The sequence below is a fragment of the Streptomyces sp. NPDC026515 genome, assembly GCF_055567595.1.
Genome location: NZ_JBVHQD010000006.1, coordinates 277,314 through 303,728, shown reverse-complemented (window position 1 = coordinate 303,728; position 26,415 = coordinate 277,314). Strand labels below are relative to the sequence as shown.

General features: G+C 71.9%; 22 protein-coding genes. 11 read left to right on the top strand and 11 right to left on the bottom strand.

The genetic code is table 11. The features are described 5' to 3' along the window. Nucleotides 1-93 precede the first annotated feature (93 nt). Nucleotides 94-2,679, top strand: a complete 2,586-nt coding sequence (locus ACZ4O3_RS14510; protein ID WP_467722309.1) for a bifunctional FO biosynthesis protein CofGH — start codon at nucleotides 94-96, stop codon at nucleotides 2,677-2,679. Between the two features lie 131 nt (nucleotides 2,680-2,810). Next, nucleotides 2,811-3,392, top strand: a complete 582-nt coding sequence (locus tag ACZ4O3_RS14505; RefSeq protein ID WP_467722308.1) for a hypothetical protein — start codon at nucleotides 2,811-2,813, stop codon at nucleotides 3,390-3,392. Here the strand turns inward: ACZ4O3_RS14505 and ACZ4O3_RS14500 are convergent. After that, on the bottom strand, nucleotides 3,385-3,885 hold the full coding sequence (locus ACZ4O3_RS14500; RefSeq protein WP_467722307.1) for a DUF2165 domain-containing protein: 501 nt from the start codon (nucleotides 3,883-3,885) through the stop codon (nucleotides 3,385-3,387). The genes ACZ4O3_RS14505 and ACZ4O3_RS14500 overlap by 8 nt on opposite strands. 198 nt (nucleotides 3,886-4,083) lie before the next feature. On the opposite strand from ACZ4O3_RS14500, the gene ACZ4O3_RS14495 reads away from it, so the two are divergent. The 3 genes from ACZ4O3_RS14495 (at nucleotide 4,084) to ACZ4O3_RS14485 (ending at nucleotide 8,301) form a co-directional block, all read left to right on the top strand. After that, a complete protein-coding gene (locus ACZ4O3_RS14495) occupies nucleotides 4,084-4,596 on the top strand; it encodes an NUDIX hydrolase (RefSeq protein WP_362729305.1) in 513 nt (170 codons plus the stop codon). Between the two features lie 62 nt (nucleotides 4,597-4,658). Next, the gene (locus ACZ4O3_RS14490; RefSeq protein WP_467722306.1) at nucleotides 4,659-7,055 is read left to right on the top strand and encodes a tetratricopeptide repeat protein; all 2,397 of its coding nucleotides are present in this window, start codon (nucleotides 4,659-4,661) and stop codon (nucleotides 7,053-7,055) included. Between the two features lie 133 nt (nucleotides 7,056-7,188). Beyond that, nucleotides 7,189-8,301: an ADP-ribosylglycohydrolase family protein gene (locus tag ACZ4O3_RS14485; RefSeq protein WP_467722305.1), complete on the top strand. Its 1,113-nt coding sequence runs from the start codon at nucleotides 7,189-7,191 to the stop codon at nucleotides 8,299-8,301. A gap of 30 nt (nucleotides 8,302-8,331) precedes the next feature. Here ACZ4O3_RS14485 and ACZ4O3_RS14480 read toward each other — a convergent pair whose 3' ends face one another. The 3 genes from ACZ4O3_RS14480 to ACZ4O3_RS14470 form a co-directional block, all read right to left on the bottom strand. Then, the gene (locus tag ACZ4O3_RS14480; protein WP_467722304.1) at nucleotides 8,332-8,676 is read right to left on the bottom strand and encodes a hypothetical protein; all 345 of its coding nucleotides are present in this window, start codon (nucleotides 8,674-8,676) and stop codon (nucleotides 8,332-8,334) included. Nucleotides 8,677-8,747: 71 nt separating this feature from the next. Next, the gene (locus ACZ4O3_RS14475) at nucleotides 8,748-10,322 is read right to left on the bottom strand and encodes a sodium:solute symporter family protein (RefSeq protein WP_362720385.1); all 1,575 of its coding nucleotides are present in this window, start codon (nucleotides 10,320-10,322) and stop codon (nucleotides 8,748-8,750) included. 230 nt (nucleotides 10,323-10,552) lie between these two features. Next, nucleotides 10,553-11,338: an SDR family oxidoreductase gene (locus ACZ4O3_RS14470; RefSeq protein ID WP_467722303.1), complete on the bottom strand. Its 786-nt coding sequence runs from the start codon at nucleotides 11,336-11,338 to the stop codon at nucleotides 10,553-10,555. Between the two features lie 80 nt (nucleotides 11,339-11,418). On the opposite strand from ACZ4O3_RS14470, the gene ACZ4O3_RS14465 reads away from it, so the two are divergent. Continuing rightward, nucleotides 11,419-12,267, top strand: coding sequence for a hypothetical protein (locus ACZ4O3_RS14465; RefSeq protein ID WP_467722302.1), 849 nt, complete (start codon nucleotides 11,419-11,421; stop codon nucleotides 12,265-12,267). A gap of 1 nt (nucleotide 12,268) precedes the next feature. Here the strand turns inward: ACZ4O3_RS14465 and ACZ4O3_RS14460 are convergent, their stop codons facing one another. Both ACZ4O3_RS14460 and ACZ4O3_RS14455 read right to left on the bottom strand, forming a co-directional pair. Further along, a complete protein-coding gene (locus ACZ4O3_RS14460; RefSeq protein WP_362720377.1) occupies nucleotides 12,269-14,134 on the bottom strand; it encodes an MFS transporter in 1,866 nt (621 codons plus the stop codon). Nucleotides 14,135-14,331: 197 nt separating this feature from the next. Then, nucleotides 14,332-16,692 carry a serine hydrolase gene (locus ACZ4O3_RS14455; protein WP_467722301.1) on the bottom strand — a complete coding sequence of 787 codons (2,361 nt, stop codon included), beginning with the start codon at nucleotides 16,690-16,692 and terminating at the stop codon, nucleotides 14,332-14,334. A gap of 144 nt (nucleotides 16,693-16,836) precedes the next feature. Between ACZ4O3_RS14455 and ACZ4O3_RS14450 the strand changes: the two genes are divergently transcribed. The 3 genes from ACZ4O3_RS14450 (at nucleotide 16,837) to ACZ4O3_RS14440 (ending at nucleotide 19,129) form a co-directional block, all read left to right on the top strand. Next, entirely contained in the window at nucleotides 16,837-17,604 is a 768-nt protein-coding gene (locus ACZ4O3_RS14450; protein WP_362720374.1) for a GOLPH3/VPS74 family protein, read from the top strand. Nucleotides 17,605-17,867: 263 nt separating this feature from the next. Beyond that, nucleotides 17,868-18,725 (top strand): helix-turn-helix domain-containing protein, encoded by an 858-nt coding sequence (locus ACZ4O3_RS14445; RefSeq protein WP_362722648.1) that lies wholly within the window; start codon nucleotides 17,868-17,870, stop codon nucleotides 18,723-18,725. 212 nt (nucleotides 18,726-18,937) lie between these two features. After that, nucleotides 18,938-19,129: a DUF397 domain-containing protein gene (locus ACZ4O3_RS14440; RefSeq protein WP_358916720.1), complete on the top strand. Its 192-nt coding sequence runs from the start codon at nucleotides 18,938-18,940 to the stop codon at nucleotides 19,127-19,129. A 155-nt stretch (nucleotides 19,130-19,284) separates the two neighbouring features. On the opposite strand, the gene ACZ4O3_RS14435 is transcribed toward ACZ4O3_RS14440, so the two are convergent. From ACZ4O3_RS14435 to ACZ4O3_RS14425, 3 genes are all read right to left on the bottom strand, one after another. Continuing rightward, a complete protein-coding gene (locus ACZ4O3_RS14435; RefSeq protein WP_467722300.1) occupies nucleotides 19,285-20,211 on the bottom strand; it encodes a MerR family transcriptional regulator in 927 nt (308 codons plus the stop codon). 130 nt (nucleotides 20,212-20,341) lie between these two features. Beyond that, complete coding sequence (locus ACZ4O3_RS14430) at nucleotides 20,342-20,848, bottom strand: glutathione peroxidase (RefSeq protein WP_362722641.1); 507 nt, start codon at nucleotides 20,846-20,848, stop codon at nucleotides 20,342-20,344. Between the two features lie 9 nt (nucleotides 20,849-20,857). Further along, nucleotides 20,858-21,841, bottom strand: coding sequence for an ArsR/SmtB family transcription factor (locus ACZ4O3_RS14425; protein WP_467722299.1), 984 nt, complete (start codon nucleotides 21,839-21,841; stop codon nucleotides 20,858-20,860). Nucleotides 21,842-22,070: 229 nt separating this feature from the next. Between ACZ4O3_RS14425 and ACZ4O3_RS14420 the strand changes: the two genes are divergently transcribed. Then, a complete protein-coding gene (locus ACZ4O3_RS14420) occupies nucleotides 22,071-23,273 on the top strand; it encodes an MFS transporter (protein ID WP_467722298.1) in 1,203 nt (400 codons plus the stop codon). Here the strand turns inward: ACZ4O3_RS14420 and ACZ4O3_RS14415 are convergent. Continuing rightward, nucleotides 23,209-24,153 (bottom strand): slipin family protein, encoded by a 945-nt coding sequence (locus ACZ4O3_RS14415; protein ID WP_467722297.1) that lies wholly within the window; start codon nucleotides 24,151-24,153, stop codon nucleotides 23,209-23,211. The two genes, ACZ4O3_RS14420 and ACZ4O3_RS14415, sit on opposite strands and share 65 nt — an antisense overlap. A 207-nt stretch (nucleotides 24,154-24,360) precedes the next feature. On the opposite strand from ACZ4O3_RS14415, the gene ACZ4O3_RS14410 reads away from it, so the two are divergent. Next, nucleotides 24,361-25,116 (top strand): hypothetical protein, encoded by a 756-nt coding sequence (locus ACZ4O3_RS14410; RefSeq protein WP_362722630.1) that lies wholly within the window; start codon nucleotides 24,361-24,363, stop codon nucleotides 25,114-25,116. 92 nt (nucleotides 25,117-25,208) lie between these two features. Here the strand turns inward: ACZ4O3_RS14410 and ACZ4O3_RS14405 are convergent, their stop codons facing one another. Then, entirely contained in the window at nucleotides 25,209-26,405 is a 1,197-nt protein-coding gene (locus tag ACZ4O3_RS14405) for an SPFH domain-containing protein (RefSeq protein ID WP_362717854.1), read from the bottom strand. Between the last annotated feature and the right edge of the window lie 10 nt (nucleotides 26,406-26,415).

Here is a 26,415-nt window from a genome sequence, read left to right as displayed (position 1 = left end):
GGTGCGGGGAACTGCGCGCCCCCCCACATATCCGCAGCCGACGACGCACCGCCGCCCCACCGACCCCACCGAACCCGAACGTATGCTCAAAGAATGACGACTTCCGCGACCTCCGGAACCGGCCCGACCGAGAACTCCATGCGTCGCGCCCTCAAACGCGCCCGGGACGGCGTCGCCCTCGACGTCTCCGAGGCCGCCGTGCTCCTCCAGGCCCGCGGCGAGGCGCTCGACGACCTCGCCGCGTCCGCCGCCCGGGTGCGCGACGCGGGTCTGGAGCAGGCGGGCCGCCCGGGTGTCATCACGTACTCGAAGAGCGTCTTCATCCCCCTCACCCGTCTGTGCCGCGACAAGTGCCACTACTGCACCTTCGTCACCGTCCCCGGAAAGCTCCGCCGGGCCGGGCACGGGATGTTCATGTCCCCGGACGAGGTCCTCGACGTCGCCCGCAAGGGCGCGGCCCTCGGCTGCAAGGAAGTCCTGATCACCCTCGGTGACAAGCCGGAGGATCGCTGGCCGGAGGCGCGCGAGTGGCTCGACGCGCACGGTTACGACGACACGATCGCCTATGTCCGGGCCATCTCCGTCCGCATCCTGGAGGAGACCGGCCTGCTGCCGCACCTCAACCCGGGCGTGCTGTCGTGGACGGACTTCCAGCGCCTGAAGCCCGTCGCGCCCTCCATGGGCATGATGCTGGAGACCACGGCGACCCGCCTGTGGTCCGAGCCCGGCGGCCCGCACCACGGTTCCCCGGACAAGGAACCCGCCGTCCGGCTGCGGGTCCTGGAGGACGCGGGCCGTTCCTCGGTCCCCTTCACGTCGGGCATCCTGATCGGCATCGGCGAGACGTACGAGGAGCGGGCCGAGTCCCTCTTCGCGCTGCGCAGGGTCGCCCGCTCGTACCACGGCGTCCAGGAACTGATCATCCAGAACTTCCGCGCCAAGCCGGACACGGCGATGCGCGGGATGCCGGACGCCGAGCTGGACGAACTGGTCGCGGCGGTCGCGGTGGCCCGTCTCGTGATGGGACCGGCGGGCAACATCCAGGCGCCGCCCAACCTCGTGGACAGCGAGTACGAGCGACTGATCGCGGCCGGCATCGACGACTGGGGCGGGGTCTCCCCGCTCACCATCGACCACGTCAACCCCGAACGCCCCTGGCCGCAGATCGAGGAACTCACCGAGCGCTCCCGGGCCGCCGGCTTCGAGCTGCGGGAACGGCTCTGCGTGTACCCGGAGTTCGTGCGCCGCGGCGAGCCCTGGCTGGACCCGCGGCTGCGTCCGCACGTGGCCGCGCTGGCGGACCCGGAGACGGGCCTGGCCGTCCCGGACGCGGTGGTCGAGGGGCACCCCTGGCAGGAGCCCGAGGAGGTCTTCGTCGCGACTGGCCGTACCGACCTGCACACCGCCATCGACACCGAGGGCCGTACCGGCGACCGCCGCGACGACTTCGACGAGGTGTACGGCGACTGGGGCGCCCTGCGGGAGGCGGCCGCCCCCGGCATGGCGCCCGAGCGCATCGACACCGACGTCCGCCAGGCCCTGGCGACCGCGGCCGACGATCCGACGAGACTCACGGACGCCGAGGCCCTCGCCCTGTTCCACGCGGACGGCCCGGCCCTTGACGCGCTGACCCGGATCGCCGACGACGTGAGGAAGTCGGCGGTCGGCGACGACGTCACCTACATCGTCACCCGCAACATCAACTTCACCAACGTCTGTTACACCGGCTGCCGGTTCTGCGCCTTCGCCCAGCGCCGCACCGACGCCGACGCGTACACCCTCTCCCTGGACCAGGTCGCCGACCGGGCGCAGCAGGCGTGGGACGTGGGCGCGGTCGAGGTCTGCATGCAGGGCGGCATCCACCCCGACCTGCCCGGCACGGCGTACTTCGACATCGCCAAGGCGGTCAAGGAGCGGGTGCCCGGCATGCACGTGCACGCGTTCTCGCCGATGGAGGTGGTGAACGGCGCGACCCGCACCGGCATGTCGATCCGGGAGTGGCTGACCGCGGCGAAGGAGGCGGGGCTCGACACCATCCCCGGCACGGCCGCCGAGATCCTGGACGACGAGGTCCGCTGGGTCCTCACCAAGGGCAAGCTTCCCACCGCCACCTGGATCGAGGTCGTCACGACCGCCCACGAGGTCGGCATCCGCTCCTCGTCCACGATGATGTACGGCCACGTCGACCAGCCCCGGCACTGGCTGGGCCACCTGCGCACGCTGGCCGGCATCCAGCAGCGGACCGGCGGCTTCACGGAGTTCGTGACGCTCCCCTTCATCCACACCAACGCCCCCGTCTACCTGGCGGGCATCTCGCGGCCGGGCCCGACCATGCGCGACAACCGCGCGGTGACGGCCATGGCTCGCCTCCTCCTGCACCCCCACATCCCGAACATCCAGACGAGCTGGGTGAAACTGGGCGCCGAGGGTGCGGCCGAGATGCTCCGCTCGGGCGCGAACGACCTGGGCGGCACGCTGATGGAGGAGACGATCTCGCGGATGGCGGGCTCGTCGTACGGCTCGTACAAGTCGGTGCGGGACCTGATCGCGGTGGCCGAGGCCGCGGGCCGCCCGGCGAGGCCGCGCACGACGCTGTACGGCGAGGTGTCCGAGGAGCGCCGGCGCGCGGCGGAGGCGTCCGACGGGCACCTGCCGGAGCTGCTGCCGGTACTGGACTGAACGGACCGGGCGGGCCGGACCGGGCGGGCCGGGGCCGGGACCGGAGCGAGCGGGCGGGCAGCGCGCAGTACGATGATCCGACCCCTGTGCGATTAGGTAGGGGGCCCTCATAACGGAGGAGATGCGTACCCGTGGCTGCCCGACTGCTGCCCTCCTGGGTCTGGGTCACCGGTCTGACGGCCGGGGCGACGGTGGCCGTCGTCTTCCTCGCCCTGCAGGCCGACAAGGGGCCGCACCCGACGGCCGCGGCGGTCCGCCCGTCGGCGAGCGCGTCGGCGGGCGCGTCGGCGGGCGCCCACCCCTCCGTGTCCCCGAAGCCCACGAAGGCCCCCGACGTGCCGGCGGCCTCCGGCACGGGCCGCCGGATCGTCTACTCGCTCGGCGCCAAGCGGGTGTGGACGGTCGACGCGAGCGACAAGGCGACCCGTACCTTCACGGTGTGGCCGGGGACGGTGACCCCCGACCCCGGTACCTACGCGATCTCCAAGACCCTGTCCGGCACGACCGGCTCGGACGGCGTCCAGATCGAGCACATCCTCTACTTCGCCTCGAAGTCCGGGCTGTCGATCGCCTTCTCCAACGCGGTCGACGGCTCGTCGCCGCCGCCCGCCGCAGGCAAGCAGACCAGCGGCATCCGCATGCACAAGGCGGACGGCGCGGCCCTGTGGACGTTCGGCACGGAACCGGACACCAAGGTGACGGTGGTCAAGTAGCCGGCGACCGCTCCGGCAGCCGTACGACGACGAGGGCGATCCCGGTGAGCACCAGCACCCGGGTCGCCGCGTCCAGCCCGTTCCAGGTCTTGGACTGCCACATCGAGAACCACTCCCCGCCGATCCCGATGAACCCGGCCCCGAAGAGCAGGACCAGCATCAGCAGGCCGTAGGTGGACAGACGGCGCGCACGGTCGTCGTCCCGCCGGAACCACAGCGCGGTCCCGGCGACGAGCACGAGCGCGGCGACGGTCTCCCACACGATGATGGCGACATAGGCGGTGTTCTGCAGCCCTCTGCCGGTGACGGCCCGCCACATCAGGTCGTCGTCCTTGAACGTCGTGTCCATGGCCAACACGTGCTGGACGAAAGCCTGGTTGGTGCCGAAATCGGTGATGTTCCCGAAGGCGACGAGGGTGATGTAGAGCGCGACCGTGCCGGTGAGCAGGGCGGCGGCGAGGGAGAGCGCACGAGGCGCACGGGAGGTGGACATGTCACCGTCCTTCCCGCTCTCCGCCGTTCACACCCCCGGACCGCCCCCCAGCCGCCCGCGCCCCCCGCCGCGCCGCCGCGGCGGGCCGTTCGCACGCGGGTACCTTGGGCATGAGGGCAGCATGTCAGCTGGGCCCTCCCGTGGGGCGGCTCTCAAGGAGGCTCCCGCTCTGCCACGACGCCGCCTAGGCTGACGCCCATGGCAGAGGACGATCCGCGGGTGGTGGTGGACGCGGGGGCCGGGATGCCCGTGCCCGCACCGGGGGAGCTCTGGACCGTGGGTGCGGTGATCCTGAACGGCCGGGGAGAGGCGTTCGCCCAGAGACGCGGCCCGGACCGCCGTCTGTTTCCCGGCACCTGGGACATCGTGGGCGGACACGTCGAGCCGGGCGAGTCACTGCCGGCGGCTCTCGCCCGCGAGGTCGCGGAGGAGACCGGATGGCGCCTGCGCCGCGTGCGCCGGCTGCTGGGCGTCACCACCTGGACCGGCGACGACGGCGGCGGCCTGCGCCACGAAGCCGACTACCTGGTGGAGGTCGAAGGCGACCTCGGCCGTCCCGCGCTGGAGTGGACGAAGCACTCCGCGTACGACTGGTTCGGTCCCGCCGACCTTCACCTGCTCAAGGAGAACTGTCCGCCGGGGCAGTTCCTGATCCACGACCTGATCGCCGGGGTCCTGGGTGCGCGGGAGAGCGGCCACCCGGCGACGTGATCTCCCTCCGGACGCGGGCCCTCTGCCAGACTTGGTGCGGACCGGCTGCGGGGGTGGTGGGGATGGGGTCGACACGGCCGTCGATGCAGGAGCTGATCGGGCGGCGCCGGAGGGCCGGGTTCGTCGGACGGGCCGAGGAGCGGGCCGCGTTCCGGCACAACCTCGACCTGCCGCCGGAGGACGAGCGCCACCGGTTCCTGTTCCACGTGCACGGCGACGCGGGTGTCGGGAAGACCCGGCTGGTGCGGGAGCTGGAGCAGATCGCCCGGGAGGCCGGGGCGTTGACCGTGTACGTCGACGAGAGCGTGGCCGGCGTGCCCGAGGCCATGGCGGTGATGTGCCATCAGCTCGCGTCCCAGGGTGCGCGGTTCAGGGAACTGGAGCGGCTGCTGGCCGTGCACCGGGAGCGGCGGCACGAGGCGGAGGCCGCCCTGGCGATGGGCGGACCGCAGGACCGGGAGGGCCCGTCGGCGGGGAGCCTGGCGGTGGCGCGGGCGGCTCAGGCGGGGCTGGGGATGGTCCCGGTGGCCGGCGCCTTCGCCGCCGCCCTCGACACGGACCGCCTCGCGCAGGGCGCCGACCGGCTCCGGGCCCGCTTCCGCAGCCAGGAGGACGCCCAACTGGTGCTGTCCCCGGAGCGGGTGCTGACCCCGGTGCTGCTGAGCGAGCTGGCCGGCGCGGCCGGCAACGCCCCCTGGATCGTCCTCCTCCTCGACACCTACGAGCGCACCGGCCCGTTCCTCGACCCCTGGCTGCACGACGTGATGACCACCGACCGCTACGGCGCCCTCCCCGCCAACGTCGTCGTGGTCACCTCCGGCCAGCACCCTTTCGACACGGCCCGCTGGGGCAGCTTCGCCGACTTCAGGACGGACCTGCCGCTCGGCCCGTTCACGGAGGCGGAGGCCAGAGGACTGCTCGCGGACAAGGGAGTGCGGGACGAGCCCGTGGTCGCCGAGGTACTGCGCCTGACGGGCGGGCTTCCGGTACTCGTCTCCACGCTGGCCGAGTCCGGGCCCGTCGGCCCCGGGGAGGTCGGGGATCCGAGCGCCACGGCGGTCGACCGGTTCCTGAAATGGGAAAGGGACCCGGTGCGCAGAGCGGCCGCGCTGGCGGGCGCGCTGCCCAGACGGCTGGACGTGGACGTCTTCCGGTCCGCCGTGGACGGCCCCGAGGACCGGGCGGACGCGCTCTTCGCGTGGCTGCGGGGCATGCCGTTCGTCAGCGAGCGCGGGGGGCGGTTGCAGTACCACGACGTCGTACGGGCGCCCATGCTCCGCCTCCAGCGGCTGCGCTCACCCGAGGGCTGGGCGGAGCGGCACGCCCGGCTCGCCGAGACGTACGGCAGGCGGCGCACGGAGGCCGAAGCCGACCTGGAACCGGACGAGTTGTGGGCGGACGAGGGATGGCGGGAGCTGCGGCTCGGCGAGTCGTACCACCTGCTGTGCGCGAGACCCCGCGCCGCGCTCCCGGCCGCCCTCGCCGACGTCGTCACCGCCTGCGCCCACGGCGACGACGTCGTACGGCCCTGGGTGCGGCTGCTGGCCGAGGCGGGCGAGGCCGCCGACGCCGAGGCCGTACGGACCTGGGGCGGCGACCTCTCCGAGGCGCTCGCCGGTGCCGGGCTCGCCGAGGTGCTCCGGCTGCTGCTCGGCCGCGCCCGGGGCGACGAGCCGTGGCGGGCGACGGCCTGGGCACTGCGCGCCGACGCGCTCGCCCGGGACGGCGCGCCCGAGCGGGCCCTGGCGGAGTACGACCACGCCCTCGCCCTGGATCCGGCCCTGGTCCGGGCCCACCGCGGGCGGGCCGTGACCCGCGGCGGGACGGGCGACTACGAAGGCGCGCTCGCGGGCCTGGACCGGGTGCTCGAACTGGAGCCGGACAACCCGTGGAACGTCATCCTGCGCGGCGAGCACCACCGGCTGGCCCGGCACCACGACGAAGCGGTCGCCGACCTGAGCGAGGGGATCGGGCGCGACCCCACCAGCGAGTTCGCCTGGGCCTCGCGCGGGGCCGCCCACGAGCGCCGGGGCGACCTCGACGCGGCCCTGGCCGACCTCGACCAGGCACTGCGGCTCAAGCCCGACTACGCGTGGGCCCTCGCCCGCCGCGCCCGTGTCTGGCGGGGCCTCGGCGACCAGAGCCGCCGCCTCGCGGACCTGGACCGTGCTCTCGCCCTGCAACCGGACTGGGCCTGGGGCCGCTGCGAACGCGGCGACGCGCTGCGCGTCAACGGCCGTGACGAGGAGGCGCTGGCCGACTACGACCGTGCCCTCGAACTCGACCCCGGCTACGCGTCCGCGTACGCGAGCCGGGGCGTCTGCCTGGCCAACCTGAACCGCCACGAGGAAGCCCTCACCGACCTGGACCGCGCCCTCGCGCTGAATCCGGAGTATCCCTGGGCCCTGGAACAACGGGCCGCTGTCCTGCGCCGGTGCCTCCCCACCCGCCCGACCTGACCGAAATCCGGCCACGCGGGACCACATGACCCACACTTCGCATACCTGGCTGCCCCCTGAACGGACCGTTCCCGGTCGATTACAGTGCTGTGCGCTCGTATGTACGGGCGGTGCCCGTGAGGAGGTCATGGTGGTGAGTGCGACGCCGGGTGCCGTCTGGGGCCGTGCCGAGCAGCAGGACTTCCGGAGCCGGGTGCGGGGCGCGTTGCTCGGGTCCGCCCTCGGGGACGCGCTCGGCGGCCCCGTGGACGGCCTGACGCTGGAGGAGATCAGGGCGGCCTACGGGCCCGAGGGGCTGGTGGATCTCGGGTTCGGGTCCGGGCGGCGCGGGACGGTGACCCATCACACCCAGCTGACCCTCTTCACCGTGGACGGCCTGATAAGAGCCCAGGTGAGGCGGGACACCGGAGCCTGGCACCCGCCGACCGACCTGCACCGGGCGTATCTGCGGTGGGCGGCCACCCAGCGGGACTGGGGGCCGGACGAGCGGCGCAAGGAGGACGGGTGGCTGGCCCGGGAGGAGTGGCTGTACGCCCGGCGGGACCCGACGCGCTCGCTGCTGATGGGGCTCGGGGACGAGACCATGGGGACCCTGGAGTCGCCGAAGAACCCCGACGACATGGGGCCGGAGGCAGTCGCCCGGTCCGCGCCGTTCGGGCTGCTGGTCGGCTGGGAGCCGCAGCTGGTCGTCCAGCTGGCCGTGGAGTGCGCGGCGCAGACCCACGGGCACCCGACCGCCTGTCTCTCGGCGGGCGGGTACGCGGTGATCGTGCACGCGCTGGCCCGGGGGGACTCGCTGGACGGGGCCGTCCAGCGGGCGCTGGCCCTGCTCGCCGCCCGACCGGGGCACCAGCCCGTCTCGGACGCGTTGCAGCACGCGCTCGGCGCCGTACGGCAGGGGATGCCCTCCCCGGCGCGGGTCGAGGAACTGACCGGCGACGGGGCGGCGGACGGGACGCTCGCGGCCGCCGTGTACTGCGCGCTCGTGGGTGAGGACGTACGGCACGGACTGTGCCTCGCCGTCAACCAGGCCGGACCCTCCGCCGTCGCCGGGACCCTCACCGGCGGCCTGCTCGGCGCCCTGCACGGCGAGACGGCCCTCCCACCGGCCTGGCTGGCCGAACTGGAGGGCCGTCCCACGATCCTCGAACTCGCCGACGACTTCGCGATGGAGATGACCCAGGGCCCGGCCCTGCACGGTCCGGCGGGCGCGGCCCCCGGCTGGCTGGCCCGCTACCCGCGTTAGGCGTCCGTGGGCGGAGGCGGAGTGACGTGCTCAGCCGACGCGGAGCGGCCTGACCCCGTCGGGCTCGAAGTCACCGACGGTCCGTGGTCGCGTCCAGGCAGGACTCCGCTGGCCCACCACCGGGACACTGGGCGGGAGCCACCCTGTCGAGGTGTGGATGACGCCGGGGTCCGAGGCGAGCCTCGGGTTGGTCTCGGACTGGATGTCCGGCAGGTTCCCGGGGCCGCCGCCGTGGGAGACCTTCTCGCCGGTCCGGAACACCCGGAAACCGACCTGCCCGAGGCCGGGTACCGAGCAGGGGCGGGCACGGGAGCCGGCCCTGCCCAGCGCACGCCACGGTCCGGTCTTCGCGCCCGTCGGGGGTTCGGGCCCCACCGGCCTCTTCGCGCACGCGACGGGGGCGCGGTGTCATCGCGCCCCCGTCGCCTACGGTCGGCCGGCGCCCGTCAGTCCTGGACCGGCCTTCCCGCCTGAGCCTGCGCCTGCGGCTGTGCCTGTGCCGGGACCCTCGCGGCCGCGCCGTCCCCGTCCGTGTTCACCGTCTCGATGATCGCCAGACGCTCCGGGGTGTCCTCCGGCTTCAGGTAGCCGATGAGGATGTAGAGGACCAGGGAGACGGCCAGCGGGACCGACACCTGGTACTGGAGCGGTACGCCGCCGTCGACGTTCCAGTTGATCGGGTAGTTGACCAGCCAGAAGGCCAGCAGGCCCGCCGCCCAGCTGGTGAGCGCGGCCGTCGGGCCGGAGCGGCGGAACGGGCGCAGCAGACCCAGCATCATCGGGATCGCGATCGGGCCCATCAGACCGGCCACCCACTTGATGACCACCGTGATGATGTCCTTGAACGTGGGCGAGTTGACCTGGGTGGCCACCGCCATGGACAGGCCGAGGAAGACCACCGTCGTCACCCGGGCCGCGATCAGCCCGGAACGCTCGCCCCAGGTCCGGGCCCGCGACGACAGCACCGGCGCCACGTCACGGGTGAAGACGGCGGCGATCGCGTTGGCGTCGGAGGAGCACATCGCCATCGTGTGGGAGAAGAAGCCGACGACGACCAGGCCCAGCAGACCGTGGGGGAGGAGCTGTTCGGTCATCAGGCCGTAGGAGTCGGAACCGTCCGGCTTCTGCGCGTGGACGAGCAGGGGCGACATCCACATGGGGAAGAACAGGACCACCGGCCAGATCAGCCAGAGCGCCGCGGAGAGGCGGGCGCTGCGCTCGGCCTCCTTGGGGCCGGCCGTCGCCATGTAGCGCTGGGCCTGGTTGAGCATGCCGCCGTTGTACTCGAAGAGCTTGATGAAGAGGAAGGCGAGCAGGAAGACCGTGCCGTAGGGGCCGACCAGCGGCTTGCCGTGACCGTGCAGGGCCGGCTGGTCGAAGGCGTCGAAGATGCCGATGCCCTTGTCGTTCAGCTTCAGCACGACGGCGACGAACATCGAGACGCCGGCCAGCAACTGGATGACGAACTGGCCCAGTTCGGTCAGCGCGTCCGCCCACAGGCCGCCGATCGTGCAGTAGATCGCGGTGATCGCGCCGGTGATGAGGATGCCCTGGTTGAGCGAGACACCCGTGAACACCGACAACAGGGTGGCGATCGCCGCCCACTTGGCGGCCACGTCGACGATCTTCAGCAGCATGCCGGACCAGGCCAGCGCCTGCTGCGTGGTCAGGTTGTACCGGTTCTTCAGGTACTCCAGCGGGGAGGCCACGTGGAGGCGGGACCGGAGCCGGTTGATGCGCGGGGCGAAGAGTTTCGAACCGATCGCGATGCCGAGCGCGATCGGGAAGGACCAGGTGACGAAAGACGTCACGCCGTAGGTGTAGGCGATGCCCGCGTACCCGGTGAACATCACCGCGCTGTAGCCGGACATGTGGTGCGAGATGCCGGAGAGCCACCAGGGCATCTTTCCGCCGGCCGTGAAGAAGTCGCTCACGTTGTCCACGCGCTTGTGCGACCAGATGCCGATCGCGACCATCACGCCGAAGTAGCCGATGAGCACGGCCCAGTCGAGCCCGTTCATGTGCCCCCCTTCTAGGGTCCGCCTTCTGAACTCCGCTCAGCTGGCTGGCACTTCGCATAAGCGGAGTGGGGACGGGGAAGGCCGCGAAGTGCCCGCTCATCGTGGGTTCGGTCGCGAGGGCGCGACAAGCGGGCGTAAGGTCAAGGGAAAGTAAAATCGTTCGCCTTGCTGACCTTGATTCATATCCATGAACTTCTGAGAGTGGTCCCGGATAAGCCGGAACCGGCGCCTCAGCGCATCAGCTCCCCCGCGTTGACCAGCAGCGACTGGCCCGTGATGGCCCGCGCCCGGTCCGACGCCAGGAACACCGCCGCGTCCGCCACGTCCCCGTCCGTCGCCAGCTCCGGCAGCGCCATCCGCTCCGTCAGCCGTCCCAGCACCTCCTCCTCCGGCACCCCCTCGCTGTGCGCCGTGAACTGCACGTAGGCCTGCACCGGCGGCCCCCACATCCAGCCGGGCAGTACCGTGTTGACCCGGATCCGGTACGGCCCCAGCTCCCGCGCCAGCGAGTACATCGCGCTGGTCAGCGCCCCCTTCGAGGCGGCGTACGCGGCCTGCCGCACCCGCGAGGGCGCGGCCACCGCCGACTGCGTCCCGACGAAGACCACCGAGCCGCCCCTCTCCTTCATCGCCGGCAGGCACGCCCGGGTCATCCGCAGCGTCCCCAGCAGGTTGACGTCGACGACCGACGCCCAGGTCGCGAAGTCCGCGTCCTCGACCCCGCCGAAGTAGGAGTCCCAAGCGGCCACGTGCACCACCGCGTCGATGCCCCCGAACCGCTCCCGGGCCAGCGCCGCCAGCGCCTCGCACTGGCCCTCGTCGGTGATGTCGGTGGGACGGTACGCGGTCCGGCCGCCCTCGGGATCGATCCCGGCCGCGCTCTTGACGAGGTTCGCCCCGGTCCGCGCACCGAGCACGGCGTTCCCGCCGTCCCGTACGACGGCCGCCGCGACCTGATGCCCCAGCCCGGCGCCGACCCCCGAGACGACGACCGTCTTGCCTGCGAGCAGTGACATCGATGACCTCCGGGCTCTGGCGCTTTATCTGACGGAGCGTCAGAGTATGGGCGAGCGCGAGCGGAAGGAAGGGAAGGCGCATGAGCGAGGACACGCACAGCGAGGTGTACGCCGAACTGGCGGCGGTCGGCCCGTACGGCGTCCGCCCCGGTCACGCCCTCATCACCATGGTCGAACCGCATCCCGGCCACGAGTACGCGTACAACCGCTGGTACGAGGACGACCACTACTACGCCGGCGCCATGGCCATGCCCTGGATGTACGCGGGCCGCCGCTGGGTCGCCACCCGCGACCTGCAACTCCTGCGCCACCCCGAGAAGTCGGCGATCGCCCAGCCCGTCACCGCCGGCTGCTACCTCTCCGTCTACTGGATCACCGACGGCCGCTACGCCGACCACATGAAGTGGACGGTCGCCGTCAACCGGCGGCTGAACCGGGACGCGCGCGTCTACCAGGACCGCACCCACGTCTTCACGTCGTTCCAGGACCACGAGACCACGGTGTACCGGGACGGGGCCGCCGGACCCCGCGACTTCCACGCCCTGGACCACCCGTACGCCGGGCTCGTGATGGAGGTCGTCGACAGCGAGTCGCCCGAGCAGCGGACGGAACTGCTGGAGTGGCTGCGCGGCCGCCACCTGCCCAGGCGGCTCGCCGGCTCCCCGGCGGCCATGGTCACGGTCTTCCGTCCCACGCCCCTGCCCGGCGACCGGATGGCCTACGTGAAGCAGGTGGAGGGCGTCGACACCCGGCTGACCCTGCTGTGGTTCCTGGAGACGGACCCGAGGCAGTGCTGGGACGCCCGCTTCACCGGCCTGGACGAGGACGTCGCCGGATCCGGTCTGGGCAGGGTGGAACTGGTGGCACCGTTCGTACCGACCGTGCCGGGCACGGACCGTTACGTGGCGGAGCTGCGGGAGACCAGGTAGCTCACTTCAGTTCGTCGGGACACGGCGTGCCCCGGGGCAGCTGGTACGGGGCCGCCAGCCGGTAGGTCCCCGCCTTCGGTGCCAGCAGCATCGTCCACCGGTCGCCCTTGGCGTCCTCCGGCGTCTCCAGCAGGCAGCCGCTGACGTTGACGTACGTCTTCGGCGAGCCCTCGGCCCGGTGCTTGGACGCCGGGGTCTCCTGCGGCGGCTTCAGGCTCTTGCCGTCCGCGTCGACGATGCTCAGCCACGGCGAGTACGGGATCCGGATCAGGATCCGCCCGGCCGTGCGCACCTCGATGGTCAGCTCGCCCTGCTCCGCGCTGTCGACCACCGCGTCGGGCTCGGCGAGCGGCGTCGGATCGGTCACCCGGAACAGCTGCCAGTTGGCGTCGCCCCAGACCTGCTTCAGATACGGCATCCCGCGCCGCACCAGCGCCCGCTCGCGTTCGCCGCCGTCCCCGTCGGGGTCGTCCTTCGGCAGCACCACGAAGTGCACGGCCCAGCGCTGCAGCCACTCGTGGTAGTTGGCGGAGTTGAGGGTGTCGTCGTAGAAGAGCGGGTTGCGCTCCATGTCGGCCTGACGGTTCCAGCCGCGGGCCAGGTTGACGTACGGCGCGAGCGCGGACGCCTCCCGGTGCGAGCGGGCCGGGACCACCTCGACGCGGCCCTTCTCGGCGCCGACCTGCTGGAGCTGGTGGACGAGCGGAGCCAGCTCGCGGGCCCAGGACGCGGCCGGCGTCGTATGGACGATGTCGTCGACCGCCTTGAAGCCGATCCAGCCGACGAAGCCGAGGAAGGCGAGCACGGTGACGTAGTACTTGCGCGAGCGCGGCACGGTGTAGGGAAGGGCCGCGATCAGGGCCGCACCCGCGAACAGCATCGGCAGCCGCGAGATGTTCGACCCGATCTGCGAACTGACCAGCCACACCAGCACGACCCCGAGGCTGTACACGGCCGCCGTCAGCCGGACCGTCTTCCACTCCTCGGGGACGAGGAAGAGGCAGAGCAGGCCGTACAGCAAGGGCATGATCACCGAGCCGAAACCCATCGGCTGGGTGCCGGAGAACGGGAACAGCAAGGCGGAGACGGCGACCACGACCGCGGGGGCGAGGCCGAGCGCCCAGGCGCCCGGCCGCCGCTTCTGCAGGAACAGCGCGACCGCGACCAGGCCGACGAAGAGCCCGGCCACCGGCGACGACATCGTGGCCAGGGCGGCGAACGGGGCGGCGACCAGTGCCTTCGCCCACCTCTTGTGGCGCCAGCGGTGCGGCCAGCAGAACACCGCCCCCACCGAGGCCAGCGCGAACACCGTGCCGAGGCCGAAGGTGACCCGCCCGGAGACCGCGTTGCAGATCAGCGCCAGCACGCCGGCGAGCGAGGCCCACAGGGGGTTCTTCACCGCGCGGCTGCGGATGAGGAGCAGGGTCAGCAGTCCGGCCGAGACCGTGCCGGCGATCATCATCGTGGTACGGACCCCGAGCACCGACATCAGGTACGGCGAGACCACGCTGTACGACACCGGGTGCATACCGCCGTACCAGGCGAGGTTGTACGCCGAGTCCGGGTGCCGCCCGACGAACTCGGCCCAGGCGTCCTGCGCCGCGAGATCGCCACCACTGTTCGCGAACGTGAACAGCCAGATGACGTGCAGCACGCCGGCGAGGGCCGTGACCGCCAGCACCGGGTGCCGCGACGGCCACTCGCGCAGCGGTTCGTCCAGATCCAGAAGGCGACGGAGACCGCCGTTACGCTGTGTGCCGGGTCTGTCGTGCGTGCCGTGCGGCCCCGTCTTGGGCAGGGCTATTCGCGGGCCGGCTACCGGGCCCGGATCGGCGTCGTCGGCACGTGTCGGCTCCGCTGTGGCCACCTGAAGGCACTCCCCGTGTCCCGTCTTCTGTTCTCGGCCGCGTCCCACAGTGTTACCGGCCGCTTCTCGTCCAGTTCGCGGCCGTGTCCCGGCGGCCTGCGACCTGCCCCGTTTCGTGACGCTAGCACGCACCCCGCCGCGGGGCCCTGGGATGGGCCGCCATCAGCGGGGTGCGGGTACGGAATGTGTGTCTTGTGTCAGCCGAGGCGGGTCAGCTTGCTCGTGAACCCGGGCTCGGCCAGATCCTTCTGCAGGGCCACCGGGACCTGGACCGCGGACCCGGAGCCGTCACCCACGGTGAGCGCGCCGACCTTGGTGCCGGCCTTCGCGGTGTGCGGCACGTCGTCGGCCTGGAAGGTCAGCTTCACCTTCAGCCCCGACCAGCCGACCGCGGTGACGTCCTCGGTCGCCACGACCGGGGTACGGCCGCCGAGGCCGTCGTCGACATACCCGACGACGGCACCCTTCTTGTAGATCGTCGCCGACTTCAGCGCGCCCTGGGCGGCCCGGATCAGCTTGTCGCCGCCGTTGAGCGCGGCGGTGAGGATGCTGTTGTCCGAGGCGGCGCTGGCCGGCTGCCGGAGCACCGCGCCGATGATCGTGCGCGTCTCGCCGTTCACGTCCTTCTTCGCGGCGAAGACCAGGTTGCCGAGGGCGGAGGTGGTGGTGCCGGTCTTGATGCCGACGACGTCGTTGTGGCCGACCAGCTGGTTCCAGTTGCCGTGGTTGGCGCCCTTGTAGTCGTCGTACGACATCATCGCGGCGACCTCACGGAACGACGGCTCGCTCGACATGGCCGCCTTCGCCAGCTTCACCTGGTCCACGGCCGTGGAGACGGTCGAGTCGGTGAGGCCGGAGGGGTCGGTGTACGTCGTGTCGGTCATGCCGAGCTTCTTCGCGGTGGTGTTCATCTTCGCCACGAACGCCTTCTCGGAACCGGCGTCCCAGCGGGCCAGCAGCCGGGCCACGTTGTTGGCGGAGGCGATGAGGATGCTCTCCAGGGCCTCGCGCTGGGTGATCGAGTCGCCGGCCGTCACGTCGACGGTGGACTCCTGCCCGGCGTTCGACTGGTCCTGGGCCGCCTGGTCGATCTTGATCTTGGGGCCGGCGGCGCCGCTCTTCAGGGGGTGGTCGCGCAGCACGATGTACGCGGTCATCACCTTGGCGACGCTGGCGATCGGCACGGCCTTCTGCTCGCCGGAGGAACCGAACGAGCCGATGCCCTGGACGTCGAGAGCGGCCTGGCCGTCGGCCGGCCACGGGATGTCGGCCTTGCCGCCGCCGAAGGTGTAACTGTCCTTCGCGGTGAGGTCGAGGGCGGGCTGGGGGAGCGGACGGAAGGTCTGTACGACCGCAAAGACGATCAGCAGGAGTATGACCAGGGGCGTCCAGATCTTGACCCGCCGGACAGCCGTTCTGACCGGAGTCTGCGGCGGCGGAGGCGTGTTGGTCAGCTCGGCGAGCAGGTCCAGCGGGGGCTTCGGGGGCAGCGGCACCTGGGTGGTGCGCTCCGGGCCGACCTGGGGGATGACGGTGGTGCGGGTGGTGGAGGCGGTGCCGGGCTTGGCGTCCGGCTCGGCGCCCGGTTTGGTCCCCGGCTTGAGGTCCGACCTGAGGGCGACGAACTTGCTGGTGCGCTCGGGTTCGGACTCGGGGGTCTTGGGCCTGGGGCCGAGCTTGAGCGTGGTGGTGGGCTGGTCGACCTGCACCGGGCGGGGTGCCTTGAGCATGGTGGTGGGCTGGTCGACGGCGTCCTCGGCATCGCCTTCGCCGGCCGTCGTCTTCCCGCCCGCACCATCCGTGCGGGCATCGTCGTCGGGTGCGGGTGCTCCCTGCGGGTCGTCCTCGCGGTCGGCGTCTTCCGGCGCCGCGTCCTCGGGTGCCGCGTCTTCCGGCGCCGCGTCCTCGGGTTCGGCCCCGTCCTCGGGGTCGTCCTCGGGCGCCGCGTCCTCGGGTGCGGTGTCGTCGGGTTCCTCGGGCTCGTCCTCCGGTGCCGCGTCCTCGGGTTCGGCGGCGTCCTCCGGCTCGGCGGGGGTCCGCGGGTCGGCGGGCTGGGGGGCCGCCTTCGCGTCCGCCGTCGCCTCAGGCTTCGTAACGGCCTTGTCGGCGTTCTCCGATGGCCCGGGGGTTCCCTGGGGCTCCTCGGCGTCCTCGGGGCCCCCCACGGGCTCCGTGGCCGCCTCGGGCCGCTCGGGCTCCTGCGGGGAGTCGTGTTCCTCCGCGTCCTCCGCGTCCTCGCCGGATTCCCCGGCCTTCTCCGCCGGCGTACCCGTGCGTACCCACGCGGCCACCGCCTGACGGAGCTTCGTGTCGTCTTCGCCGTCCGTCTTCAGGTCCCGTACCGAGAAGATCCGGGTCGCGGTGTCCACGCCACCGGACGTATCCGTCTCGTCCTCGGCGGTCGCCGCCAGCCGTGGGTCGCGTGGTTCGGGAACCGTTCCCGCACCCCCCGACGTCGGTTCTGCCGACGACTCGCGCTGCTTCGACCTGTCGGGGGACTCGCCCGCCACCGATGCCTCCTCCACGCTCCGCACGTCTCCGTGCGCTGTCCGAACCATGTACCAGTGTCCTGTGTGCGGGCTTAGCCCCTGTGGTAGACGAGAACGACATACCTTCCGGTTCCCTTACAAACCGGTCACGCACCCTCGACAGACCAATGTGAGAGGGGTCACCCTGTCATTCATCCACGCGGGGAGGCATGGATGGGCAGGAGCCGCAGAACACTTCCGGAGGAGCTTCTGCTGCTCGCACTGGACCCGACCACGGGTACCACTGCGCAGCCGCAGTCGCTCGACCTCGGTCTGGCCGGAGCACAGCTAGTGGAGCTGGCGCTGGCCGGACGGATAGCCCCAGACGGGGATCGTATCGCCGTGGTGCAACCACGGCCGACTGGAGATCCGACTTTGGACTGCGCGTTGGAGTTGCTGCGAAGGCGCGGCGCTCCCGTGCGGGCTGTGCACTGGATCGGTGGGCCACGTCTGGGACTTCGCCAGACGTACCTCTCGCATCTGGAGCGGTGCGGCATGGTGCATGCCGTGGCGGGCCAGATGTGCGGGGTGCTGCCGACGACCCGGTACCAGGCGACGGACAACGAGATCTGCCGGGACATCCGTGCCCGGCTGGATTCGGCGATCCGTACCGGCGTACCACCGGACCCGCGGACCGCGGCGCTCGCCGCCCTGGCCCACGCGGTCGGTCTCGGCAAGCACCTGTATCCGGGGAACGAGGGACGCTCCTCGCGTTCCCGGCTGCGGGACCTGATCCGGCACGACCCGATGGGCGGGCTCGTGGCCCACGCCGTCATGGACGTGCAGAACGGCGCGGGTGCCCAGCCGCGCCGCGGCCCGGCCGCCCCGGCCGGGCGTCAGGCCGGACCTGGCAACAGGCCCGGTGCGCCGGAACCCGCCCGCGGAGTTCCGATGCAACCGCGCCGAGGTGCGGGCGCGATGGCACGAGCCGTGGTGCACTGAGCCGCAGTCCCACGGCAGCGACAGCCGGCAACACAGCATCCCTGAGACCCGGTTCGGGAGCCGCTGGTCCGAGCGGGGCGGTGAGGCGCACGCGGTACGCGCCCCACCGCCCCGCCCGGCTTTTCCGGAACGTGCCCGAACCGACGCGTACGCGCCGCATAAACACGGTTTCCCAGCGGTAGGAACCACCTTGGTGGCAGTCTGCTCAACAGCAGATACGCAAAGGTGGTAGCAGCAGGCAGGCAGCCGGAGGTGCACGTCCCGTGGCGTCCAATGTCAATCCAACCGTCAGGCGACGCCGGCTCGGCCAGGAGCTGCGCAGGCTCCGCGAGCTCAAGGGCATGACGGCGGAGGAAGTGGCGGAGCGGCTGCTCGTTTCGCAGTCGAAGATCAGCCGGCTGGAGAACGGGCGCCGGAGCATCAGCCAGCGCGATGTCCGCGACCTGTGCGGGGTCTACGAGGTCGAGGACCAGCGGGTCGTCGAGTCCCTGATGGAGATGGCCAGGGATTCCCGGCAGCAGGGCTGGTGGCATGCGTTCGGAGACATCCCGTACAGCGTCTACATCGGCCTGGAGACCGACGCCGAGTCGCTGCGGGTGTACGAACCCCAGCTGGTCACCGGGCTGTTGCAGACCCGGGCGTACGCCGAGGCCCTGGTGCAGGGGGCCTTGCCGGAGACGTCGGCCGCCGACATCGAGAAGCGGGTCCAGGTCCGCATGCGGCGACAGGAACGTATCACCGCCGAGCTCAACCCCCTTCGGCTCTGGGTGGTACTCGACGAGGCCGCGCTGCGCCGGCTCGTCGGCAACCGGCTCGTGATGCGCGAGCAGCTGGAGTACCTGATCGAGATGTCCCAGCAGCCGCACATCACCGTCCAGGTGCTGCCCTTCGAGGTGGGCGCGCATCCCGGCCTCAACGGCCAGTACGCGATCCTGGAGTTCGCCGACGCGGCCGACTCCAGCGTCGTCTACCTGGAGGGCGTGACCAGCGACCTGTACCTGGAGAAGGCCCACGACGTGCAGAAGTACGCGGTGATGTACGAGCACCTGCGGGCCCAGTCGCTCAACGTCGAGCAGTCCCGGCAGTTCATCGCCGACGCGGCCAAGGAGTACGCCCGCTGAGCCGCCGATGAGCCCTCCCGGGCAGCGGGCGCCGGATCTTACACCGGTGCCACGCTCCGGCGGAAGTCTCCCCTGGAATATGCCATCCGGTCGAGTGAACGAGTGCTCCAGGCGAGGGAGTTGGCTAGTAGCGTCGATCACGCCAACCGGTCAGAAGGTTGGCGTGATTCGCACTACAGCAAGCACCGCAGCAACTCGCTACAGGAGTGGACATGGCACTGCTTCAGGGCGCCACGGAGACGTGGACGAAGTCCTCCTATTCCGCAGGGAACGGGGCGTGCGTCGAGGTCAAGTCACCGACGACCGCTGGACTCGCCGTACGCGACTCCAAGGTCGAGGAGGGCCCGGTCCTCGCGTTCCCGACCGGCGCATGGAACGCGTTCGTGGCTTCGGTCAAGGCGTAGGGGCACTCGCTGACCCATCCGGCCACGCTCCAGACGACGACAACCACAACTGCACAAGCGTCACCTCAAGAGCCCTCTCGACTAGCTCGCCGTCCTTGCCGAGGGGGCTCGGCTTGTGCCCTCCGGTCCGCCCGTCGGATCGGTCGCCGGTCCGGTCACCGCGCAACCTGGCGGACGGGGAAGGCCACATCGCACACCGGGTCCAACGGGCCCGCCGCGTCCCAGTCCGCGAAGTAGACCTCCCGGCACGGACCGTCGTACTCCAGGACGGCCGCCGAACCCTTCCCCGGGCCGCCCCGCCGGGCCACCCACCCCTCCACCGCCTCGAAGGCCGCCAGGATCTGCGGATGGGCCACCTGCGCCTTGCTGATCCGCGTGTACGCCAGCGTGCGCGCCGGCTCGACGCGCACCTTCGTCTCCCAGGCCCGCCCGTGCCGCTCCGCCCAGGCCCTGGCCGCCGCCTCGTCCGCCACCGGGACACAGGCCTCGGCCGGCCCGTCGCTCTCCATGGACACCTCCGCGTAGTACACGACGAACGGCGCCCCGGTCACACCCCCGCACTCGCGGGCCGCCGCCTCCAGCCTGCCCAGCGCGGCGCCGATCCAGGCGGGCAGCTCGTCCGCCAGGGTGTGCCGCGTCTCGGTGATCACCACCTGCGCCGGCACCTCCACCGTCTCCACCGCGAACGTCTCGTGCATCTCCGAACTCCTTCCCGACAGCCGTCCACGGAGATACGCGGCCAGGGTCCGCTGCCCGGCGACCCGCTGCTCGACATCCGCCCAGTAGGCGGCCAGCAGCCGAGCGGCCGTGTCGCCATGCTCCGCCTCGACCACCTCGGCGACGCGCGCCAGCGGCATGTCCAGCCGGCGCAGCAGCGCCACCAGCCGGGCGCGCTCCACCTGCCCGGCCCGGTAGTAGCGGTAGCCGGTCGCCTCGTCGACGTGCGCCGGCGCCAGCAGCCCCAGCCGGTCGTACAGGCGCAGCGCCTTCGCCGAGAGCCGGGACCGCGCCGCGAACGCGCCGATCGTGAGCAGTCCCTCGTCCACAGCGTCAGCGTCCTCCACGGCCACATCCTCCGTCACCGGGCACCCGTGGCCCGGCTGAACCGACGCTCGTCCCTGCCCCAGGGGCAAGGTCAAGCGGCGGGAACGGGAAACGCCGACGGCGGTCACGGGAGCGTCTCCCGTGACCGCCGTCGCAAGACCCCGTACGTCAGCCGATGGCCTTCTCCACCGCGGCCACGACCTCCGCCGACTCCGGCTCGGTCTGCGGTGCGAACCGGGCGACGACCTGGCCGTCCCGCCCGATCAGGAACTTCTCGAAGTTCCAGCGGATGTCACCGGTGTGCCCCTCGCCGTCGGCGAAGGAGGTGAGACGGTCGTACAGCGGGTGCCGGCCGGCCCCGTTGACCTCGACCTTCTCGGTCAGCGGGAAGGTCACGCCGTACGTCGCCGAGCAGAACTCGGCGATCTCCTCGGCGCTGCCGGGCTCCTGCCCCATGAACTGGTTGCAGGGCACCCCGAGCACGGTGAAGCCCTGCGCCGCGTACCGCTCCTGCAGCCGCTCCAGGCCGCCGTACTGCGGGGTCAGACCGCACTTGGAGGCCACGTTGACAATGAGCACGGCCTGGCCGGCATAGCCCGGCAGGTCGGCGGAACCGCCCTGGAGAGCACCGATCTCGATGTCGAGCACGGACCCGTTGTTCTCGGTAGTCGTCATGAGCGGATGCTAACTCCGCACAGTGACCGCGCGGGTGCCGGCCTCCACCAGCACGTCCCCCGCCGCCGTCCGCGAGTACAGCACCGACCGACCGGCCCGCCGCCGTTCCACCAGCCCGGCATCCAGCAGGACGCGCAGATGCCGCCCGACGGAGCCCAGCCCCTGCCCGGTCACCGCCGTCAGATGGGTCGTGCTCAGCGGGGCGTCCAGCAGCACCAGCACACCGGCGCGCGCGCCGCCCAGCAGCGCCGTGAGGGCAGCCGGGACCGCCTGCGCCGCGGGGTCGGAGAGCGCGCCGGCGCACGGGTAGACCAGCGCGTAACGGTCCGGCTCCTCCCAGGAGACCCAGCCGGTCCTGGGCGTCACCGGGACGAGCAGCAGATCCGCACCGGAGATCTCGCGGGGCGGGTACTCGTGCAGGTTGACCTGGAGCCGGTTGGCGCCGAGCCAGCGGGTCCGCCCCGGCCGCACCGAGTCCAGCACCTCGGCCCAGCCGCCCCGGCTGACCTGCGCGGTCCGGGCGAACACATCCGCCTCCAGAATCCGCCGCCGCCGCTCCCAGGACGGCCGTACGGTCACCTCCCACACGTACGTCAGCAGCTCGGCCGCCCGCCCGGGCAGGTCGTCGCGCTCCAGGGCGGCGGGCAGCGGACCGGCGAGGGCGACCCGGAGGTGCGCCCGGGCCTCGTCGGGGCGGGCCGACCGCACCCGCGCGATACCGGCCTCGACGCTCTCGCCGTCCCGGGGAGTGGGGGTGAGGAAGTCGGCGGTCCAGACGCGGCCGAGCCCGGCACGGATCAGCAGCGCGGTCACGGGGTCGGCGGCGAGCCGTGCCCGGTAGGCGGGCAGATGCGCGTCCAGCCAGTGCCGCTCGCCGGGATGGGCTGCGGTGCCGCCGTGCAACAGCCGGAGACTCGCGAAGGTCTCGGCGAAGGGAGAGAGCAGAAAGCGGCTACGGGCAAGCGTGTCCGCGTTGAGCTGCCACCAACCCAAGGGGGTCTCCCTGTCCTTGGACCCTCTCGCTTCTGCGGAGGGTCTGGCGCCTGTCAGGGCCTGTCACTGTCGCGGAGGCTCTGGCGTCTGTTAGAGCCTCTCGCATCCGCGGAGGGTCCGGCGCGAGTGAGAGCCTCTTGCTTCCGCGGGAGGCTCACCACTCGTGAGGACCTTTCGCGTCCGTGCGAAACAATAACGGCCGCCCGCAGCGCCCCCGAGACTCCCGACCATGCCCACCAGCTACCGGTCCCTTTTCCGCACACCCGAGTTCACCCCCCTCTTCCTCGGCTCCGCCGCCCAGAACGCCGGCGGTACCGTCGGCGGGCTCGCCCTAGGCACGCTCGTCTACCGCAGCACCGGCTCCCCCCTCCTCTCCGCGCTCAGCATGTTCGGCCCCTCCCTCGCCCAGGTGCTCGGCGCGACCTTCCTGCTCTCCGGCGCCGACCGGCTGCCCCCGCGCACCACCCTCGCCGCGATCTCGGCCACCTTCGCCGCCGGCACCGCGGCCATGGCGCTGCCCGGCCTCCCGCCCGGCGTCCTGCTCACCGCCGTCCTGCTGCTCGGCCTCGTCGCCTCGCTCGGCGGCGGGGTCCGCTGGGGGCTGCTGAACGAGATCCTCGCCAAGGACGGCTATCTGCCCGGGCGTTCGCTGTTCAACATGATGAGCGGGGTGGTGCAGATCACCGGTTACGCCACCGGTGGCGCCCTGCTCGCCGCCGTCTCCCCCCGCGTCTGCCTGCTGCTCGCGGCGGCCCTCTACCTGACGTCCGCCGTCGTGACCCGCGCCGGCCTCACCGCCCGCCCGCCCCGTGCCGCCGGCCGCCCCTCCGTCGCGGAGACCCGCCGCACCAACGCCCTGCTGTGGGCGTCCCGCCCGCGCCGCCTCACCTATCTCGGCCTGTGGCTGCCCAACGGTCTGGTCGTCGGCTGCGAGTCGTTGTACGTGTCGTACACCCCGGGCGCGGCCGGCACCCTCTTCGCCTGCGCCGCCCTCGGCATGCTGGCCGGTGACGTGACCGTCGGCCGCCTGCTCCCGCCCGCCGTCCGCACCCGCACGGCCACCCCCCTGCTCCTGCTCCTGGCCACGCCCTACCTGCTCTTCGTCCTCCACCCACCGCTGGCACTCGCCGCGGTGTGCGCCACCGTCGCCTCCGTCGGCTTCGGCGCGAGCCTGGTCCAGCAGGAGCGGCTGATGAGCCTGACGCCCGACGAACTCAGCGGCCACGCACTGGGGTTGCACTCGGCGGGGATGCTGACCATGCAGGGCGTGGGTGCGGCACTGGCGGGCTCGGTGGCCCAACTCACCTCGCCCGCCGGCGCGATGACCCTGATGGCACTCGCGTCACTTGCCGTGACGCTGACGCTGGCTACTGCCGGTCGGCAGGAGCGGAGGATCCCGGCGCCGGCTGCCGCGGATCCCGCGGAGCGGTGACCTCGGCAGCGGGCCCGAACCCGTCCGCGACGGCGGCGATCTGCTCGATACCGGCCTTGAGGGCGGCCTGTCCCTCCGGAGCCTCCAGTTCCCGCTCGTTCTTCTCGACCTCCTGGTCGAGCCGCTTGGTCGCACGCTCGAAGTAACGCAGCAACTCGACCGGGAAGGGCATCACCAGCGTGGAGTTCTTCTCGGCCGCGACCTCGACGACCGTCTGCAGCAGCCGCAGCTGCATCGCCTCGGGCGAGTCGGACATGATCCGGGAGGCGTTGGCGAGCTGCTGCGCGGCCTGGAACTCACCGTCGGCGGTGATGACGCGGGCCCGCCGCTCCCGCTCGGCCTCAGCCTGCCGGGACATGGACCGCTTCAGCGACTCCGGCAGCTGTACGTCCTTGATCTCGACGCGGTCGATGTGGATGCCCCACTCGGCGGCCGGGCTGTCGATCATCAGGGCGAGACCCTCGTGCAGCCGCTCCCGGTCGGTGAGCAGGTCGTCGAGGTCGCTCTTGCCGATGATGGACCGCAGCGAGGACTGGGCGACCTGCCCGACGGCGAAGACGTAGTCCTGCACCTCGATCGCGGCGCGGATCGGGTCGGTGACCCGGAAGTAGACGACGGCGTCCACCTTCACGGACACGTTGTCCTTGGTGATGCCCTCCTGGGTGGGCACCGGCATGGTGACCACCTGCACGTTCACCTTGCGCATCCGGTCGGCGAAGGGCACGAGGAAGGTGATCCCCGGGTGCCGGTAGGTCGGCAGCGCCTTGCCCCACCGGAACACGACCCCGCGCTCGACCTGGTTGACCACCCGCATACCGCTGCGCAGCACGAACAGGCCCAGGACGAAGGCGATTACGACCCCTATGACGGCGCCGTCCATCGGCACTCACTCCATTCTCCGACGTGATCCGGACAAGGATCCGGCAGGGAGGATGACACCGGCCCGGCTCCCCGGGATGCGGGGACGGGCGTCAGGAGTGCGTAAAGAAAACGGCCGGGATCCGCGTAACGCCCGCGCTCCGAGGGGACCTTGACGGTGTCGTCAGGATGGGCCGGCCACGGGACGGCGGAGGGGGCGGACGGGGTCATGGCGGGGGAGATGGGAATCCGGGCGGGTACCCGCGGGGCACGGATCATCGGCGTTCTGCTGCTGACCGGCTCCCTGGTCGCGGCGGTCGCCTGCTGCTACCTGGCGGCGGTGATGCTGCCGACCACCCTGGACCAGTACCGGGAGTACCAGGCGGCCGAGGCCTGCCCCGACAGCCCGCCGGCCGGGGCGCGGAACTGCGTCTTCACCGTCACCTTCACCGTGTGGAACACGGTGATCGACGACGGCGGCAGGGCCACCCACTACCAGGCGACCCTGTTCGGCCCGTCCGGCCGGGCCGACGTGGTCGACTTCGGCGACCCGGGGCCGGTGCTGCGGAAGCTCCGGCCCGGGGACCGGGTCAGCGGCACGGTCTGGCGCGGTCACGTGACGCGGCTCGCCGCGCACGGACAGGAGCAGGGCACCGCCGACGAACCCCGTGACGAACCCCAGATGTACGCCGGCCTCGCCGTGACCGTCGGGCTGCTGGCGGTGCTGAGCCTGTGGTTCGGGGTCGTACGACTCCTCCGGCCACGGGACCCGGAGCCGTACACCTGGCGCCCCATGGGCCGATGGCTCCTGGGGACCGTCCTGGCCGCCGGTCTCGTCTGGGCCTACGTGGCCCTCTGGCTCCACATCCCCTGGCAGGCCGTTCCCCCCGTGGCCGTGGCCCTGACCGCCCTCGCCGCCCGGTCCCTGGTCGCCGGCCGCCGGGACCGGCCGCACCCCGAACCGCCAACGGCCCCGATCCGCTAGGACTCCGCCGCGGACGACGACGCGAGAACGCCCGGCCGGGAAACCCCGGCCGGGCGCCTGCTCACGTGCAGCGACGGTGTGGCTCCACGCACCTAGTCGACGTCCACCGGACCGTCGTCCGACTTCTTCCCCTTGCTGGAGGGCAGCTGGAGCAGGGAGCCGGCGCCGCCACTGCCCTCGCTCTTGGCGGGCCGCTGGCCGTCGGAGTCCTGGTTGCCCAGGTTCTGCCGGACCGAATCGAGGATCGTCAGACCCTGGGACACCAGGCCGGCGGCGATCTCGCCGAGACCGTCCGCGCCGTTGAGGACGTTCACGTTGGCGCCGGCGAGGCCGCCGGCGGCCTCCTTGACGATCTGCGGGAGCTGGTCGATCAGCATCCGGTCGAGCGCGACCCGGTCGTACGACGCCGCCGCCTCCGCCTGGATCTTCATCCGCTGCGCCTCGGCGGCCGCGAGGATCCTGACCCGCTCGGCCTCGGCCTCGGCGGGCCTCACGACCTCGGCGACCAGCTGCTGCTGGCGCAGCTTGGCCTGGCGCAGCGCCAGCTCCGTCTGGGCGGCGAGCACCTCCTGCTGGGCGTGTGCCTGGGCCAGCGGCCCGGCCTGCGCGGCCTGCGCCTGGGCGCGGTCCACCTCGGCCGAGTACTCGGCCTTGACGATCGCGGTCTGCCGGGCGTACTCGGCCTGGTTGCGGGCCGCGACCTGCTCCGCCTCGACCGAGGCCTGGGTGGCCTGCGCCTGGGCGATCTGCGCCTGCCGCTGGATGGCCGCCTTGTGCGGCGCGGACATCGCGTCGATGTAGCCGGTGTCGCCGTCGTCGATGGACTGGATCTGCAGCGAGTCGACGATCAGGCCGATCTTCGCCATCTCCGTCTTGGAGGTGTCCAGGACCTCCGCGGCGAGCTTCTGCCGCTCGGTGACGATCTCCTCGACGGTCATCGAGCCGATGATGGCCCGCAGGTGGCCGGCGAAGATCCGGCCGGTGAGCACGGACATCTGCTCCTGGTCGGAGAGGAAACGCTGACCCGCGTTGATGATGCTCTCGTGGTCGTTGCCGACCTTGAAGGCGATGACCGCGCGGACGTGCAATGCGATGCCCTGTCTGGTCACGCAGGTCTCGGTGACCTCGGCCTCACACATGGACAGGGTCAGGAATCGGACCTTCCGTAGGACCGGCAGCACGAACTTGCCGTGCCCCGTCACCACTCGGAACGGCGCGCCCCCCAGTCCCCGCCTGCCCCCCGAGATCAACATCGCCTCGTCGGGAGCGGGTACGCGGTATCCGAACATTCCTTTTACT

Excerpts from the sequence above, each read along its gene's own strand:
- ACZ4O3_RS14510 (WP_467722309.1), top strand. The coding sequence starts at position 94 with ATGACGACTTCCGCGACCTCCGGAACCGGCCCGACCGAGAACTCCATG.
- ACZ4O3_RS14500 (WP_467722307.1), bottom strand. The coding sequence starts at position 3,885 with ATGTCCACCTCCCGTGCGCCTCGTGCGCTCTCCCTCGCCGCCGCCCTG.
- ACZ4O3_RS14495 (WP_362729305.1), top strand. The coding sequence starts at position 4,084 with ATGGCAGAGGACGATCCGCGGGTGGTGGTGGACGCGGGGGCCGGGATG.
- ACZ4O3_RS14490 (WP_467722306.1), top strand. The coding sequence starts at position 4,659 with ATGGGGTCGACACGGCCGTCGATGCAGGAGCTGATCGGGCGGCGCCGG.
- ACZ4O3_RS14475 (WP_362720385.1), bottom strand. The coding sequence starts at position 10,322 with ATGAACGGGCTCGACTGGGCCGTGCTCATCGGCTACTTCGGCGTGATG.
- ACZ4O3_RS14470 (WP_467722303.1), bottom strand. The coding sequence starts at position 11,338 with ATGTCACTGCTCGCAGGCAAGACGGTCGTCGTCTCGGGGGTCGGCGCC.
- ACZ4O3_RS14465 (WP_467722302.1), top strand. The coding sequence starts at position 11,419 with ATGAGCGAGGACACGCACAGCGAGGTGTACGCCGAACTGGCGGCGGTC.
- ACZ4O3_RS14455 (WP_467722301.1), bottom strand. The coding sequence starts at position 16,692 with ATGGTTCGGACAGCGCACGGAGACGTGCGGAGCGTGGAGGAGGCATCG.
- ACZ4O3_RS14450 (WP_362720374.1), top strand. The coding sequence starts at position 16,837 with ATGGGCAGGAGCCGCAGAACACTTCCGGAGGAGCTTCTGCTGCTCGCA.
- ACZ4O3_RS14440 (WP_358916720.1), top strand. The coding sequence starts at position 18,938 with ATGGCACTGCTTCAGGGCGCCACGGAGACGTGGACGAAGTCCTCCTAT.
- ACZ4O3_RS14430 (WP_362722641.1), bottom strand. The coding sequence starts at position 20,848 with ATGACGACTACCGAGAACAACGGGTCCGTGCTCGACATCGAGATCGGT.
- ACZ4O3_RS14420 (WP_467722298.1), top strand. The coding sequence starts at position 22,071 with ATGCCCACCAGCTACCGGTCCCTTTTCCGCACACCCGAGTTCACCCCC.
- ACZ4O3_RS14415 (WP_467722297.1), bottom strand. The coding sequence starts at position 24,153 with ATGGACGGCGCCGTCATAGGGGTCGTAATCGCCTTCGTCCTGGGCCTG.
- ACZ4O3_RS14410 (WP_362722630.1), top strand. The coding sequence starts at position 24,361 with ATGGCGGGGGAGATGGGAATCCGGGCGGGTACCCGCGGGGCACGGATC.
- ACZ4O3_RS14405 (WP_362717854.1), bottom strand. The coding sequence starts at position 26,405 with ATGTTCGGATACCGCGTACCCGCTCCCGACGAGGCGATGTTGATCTCG.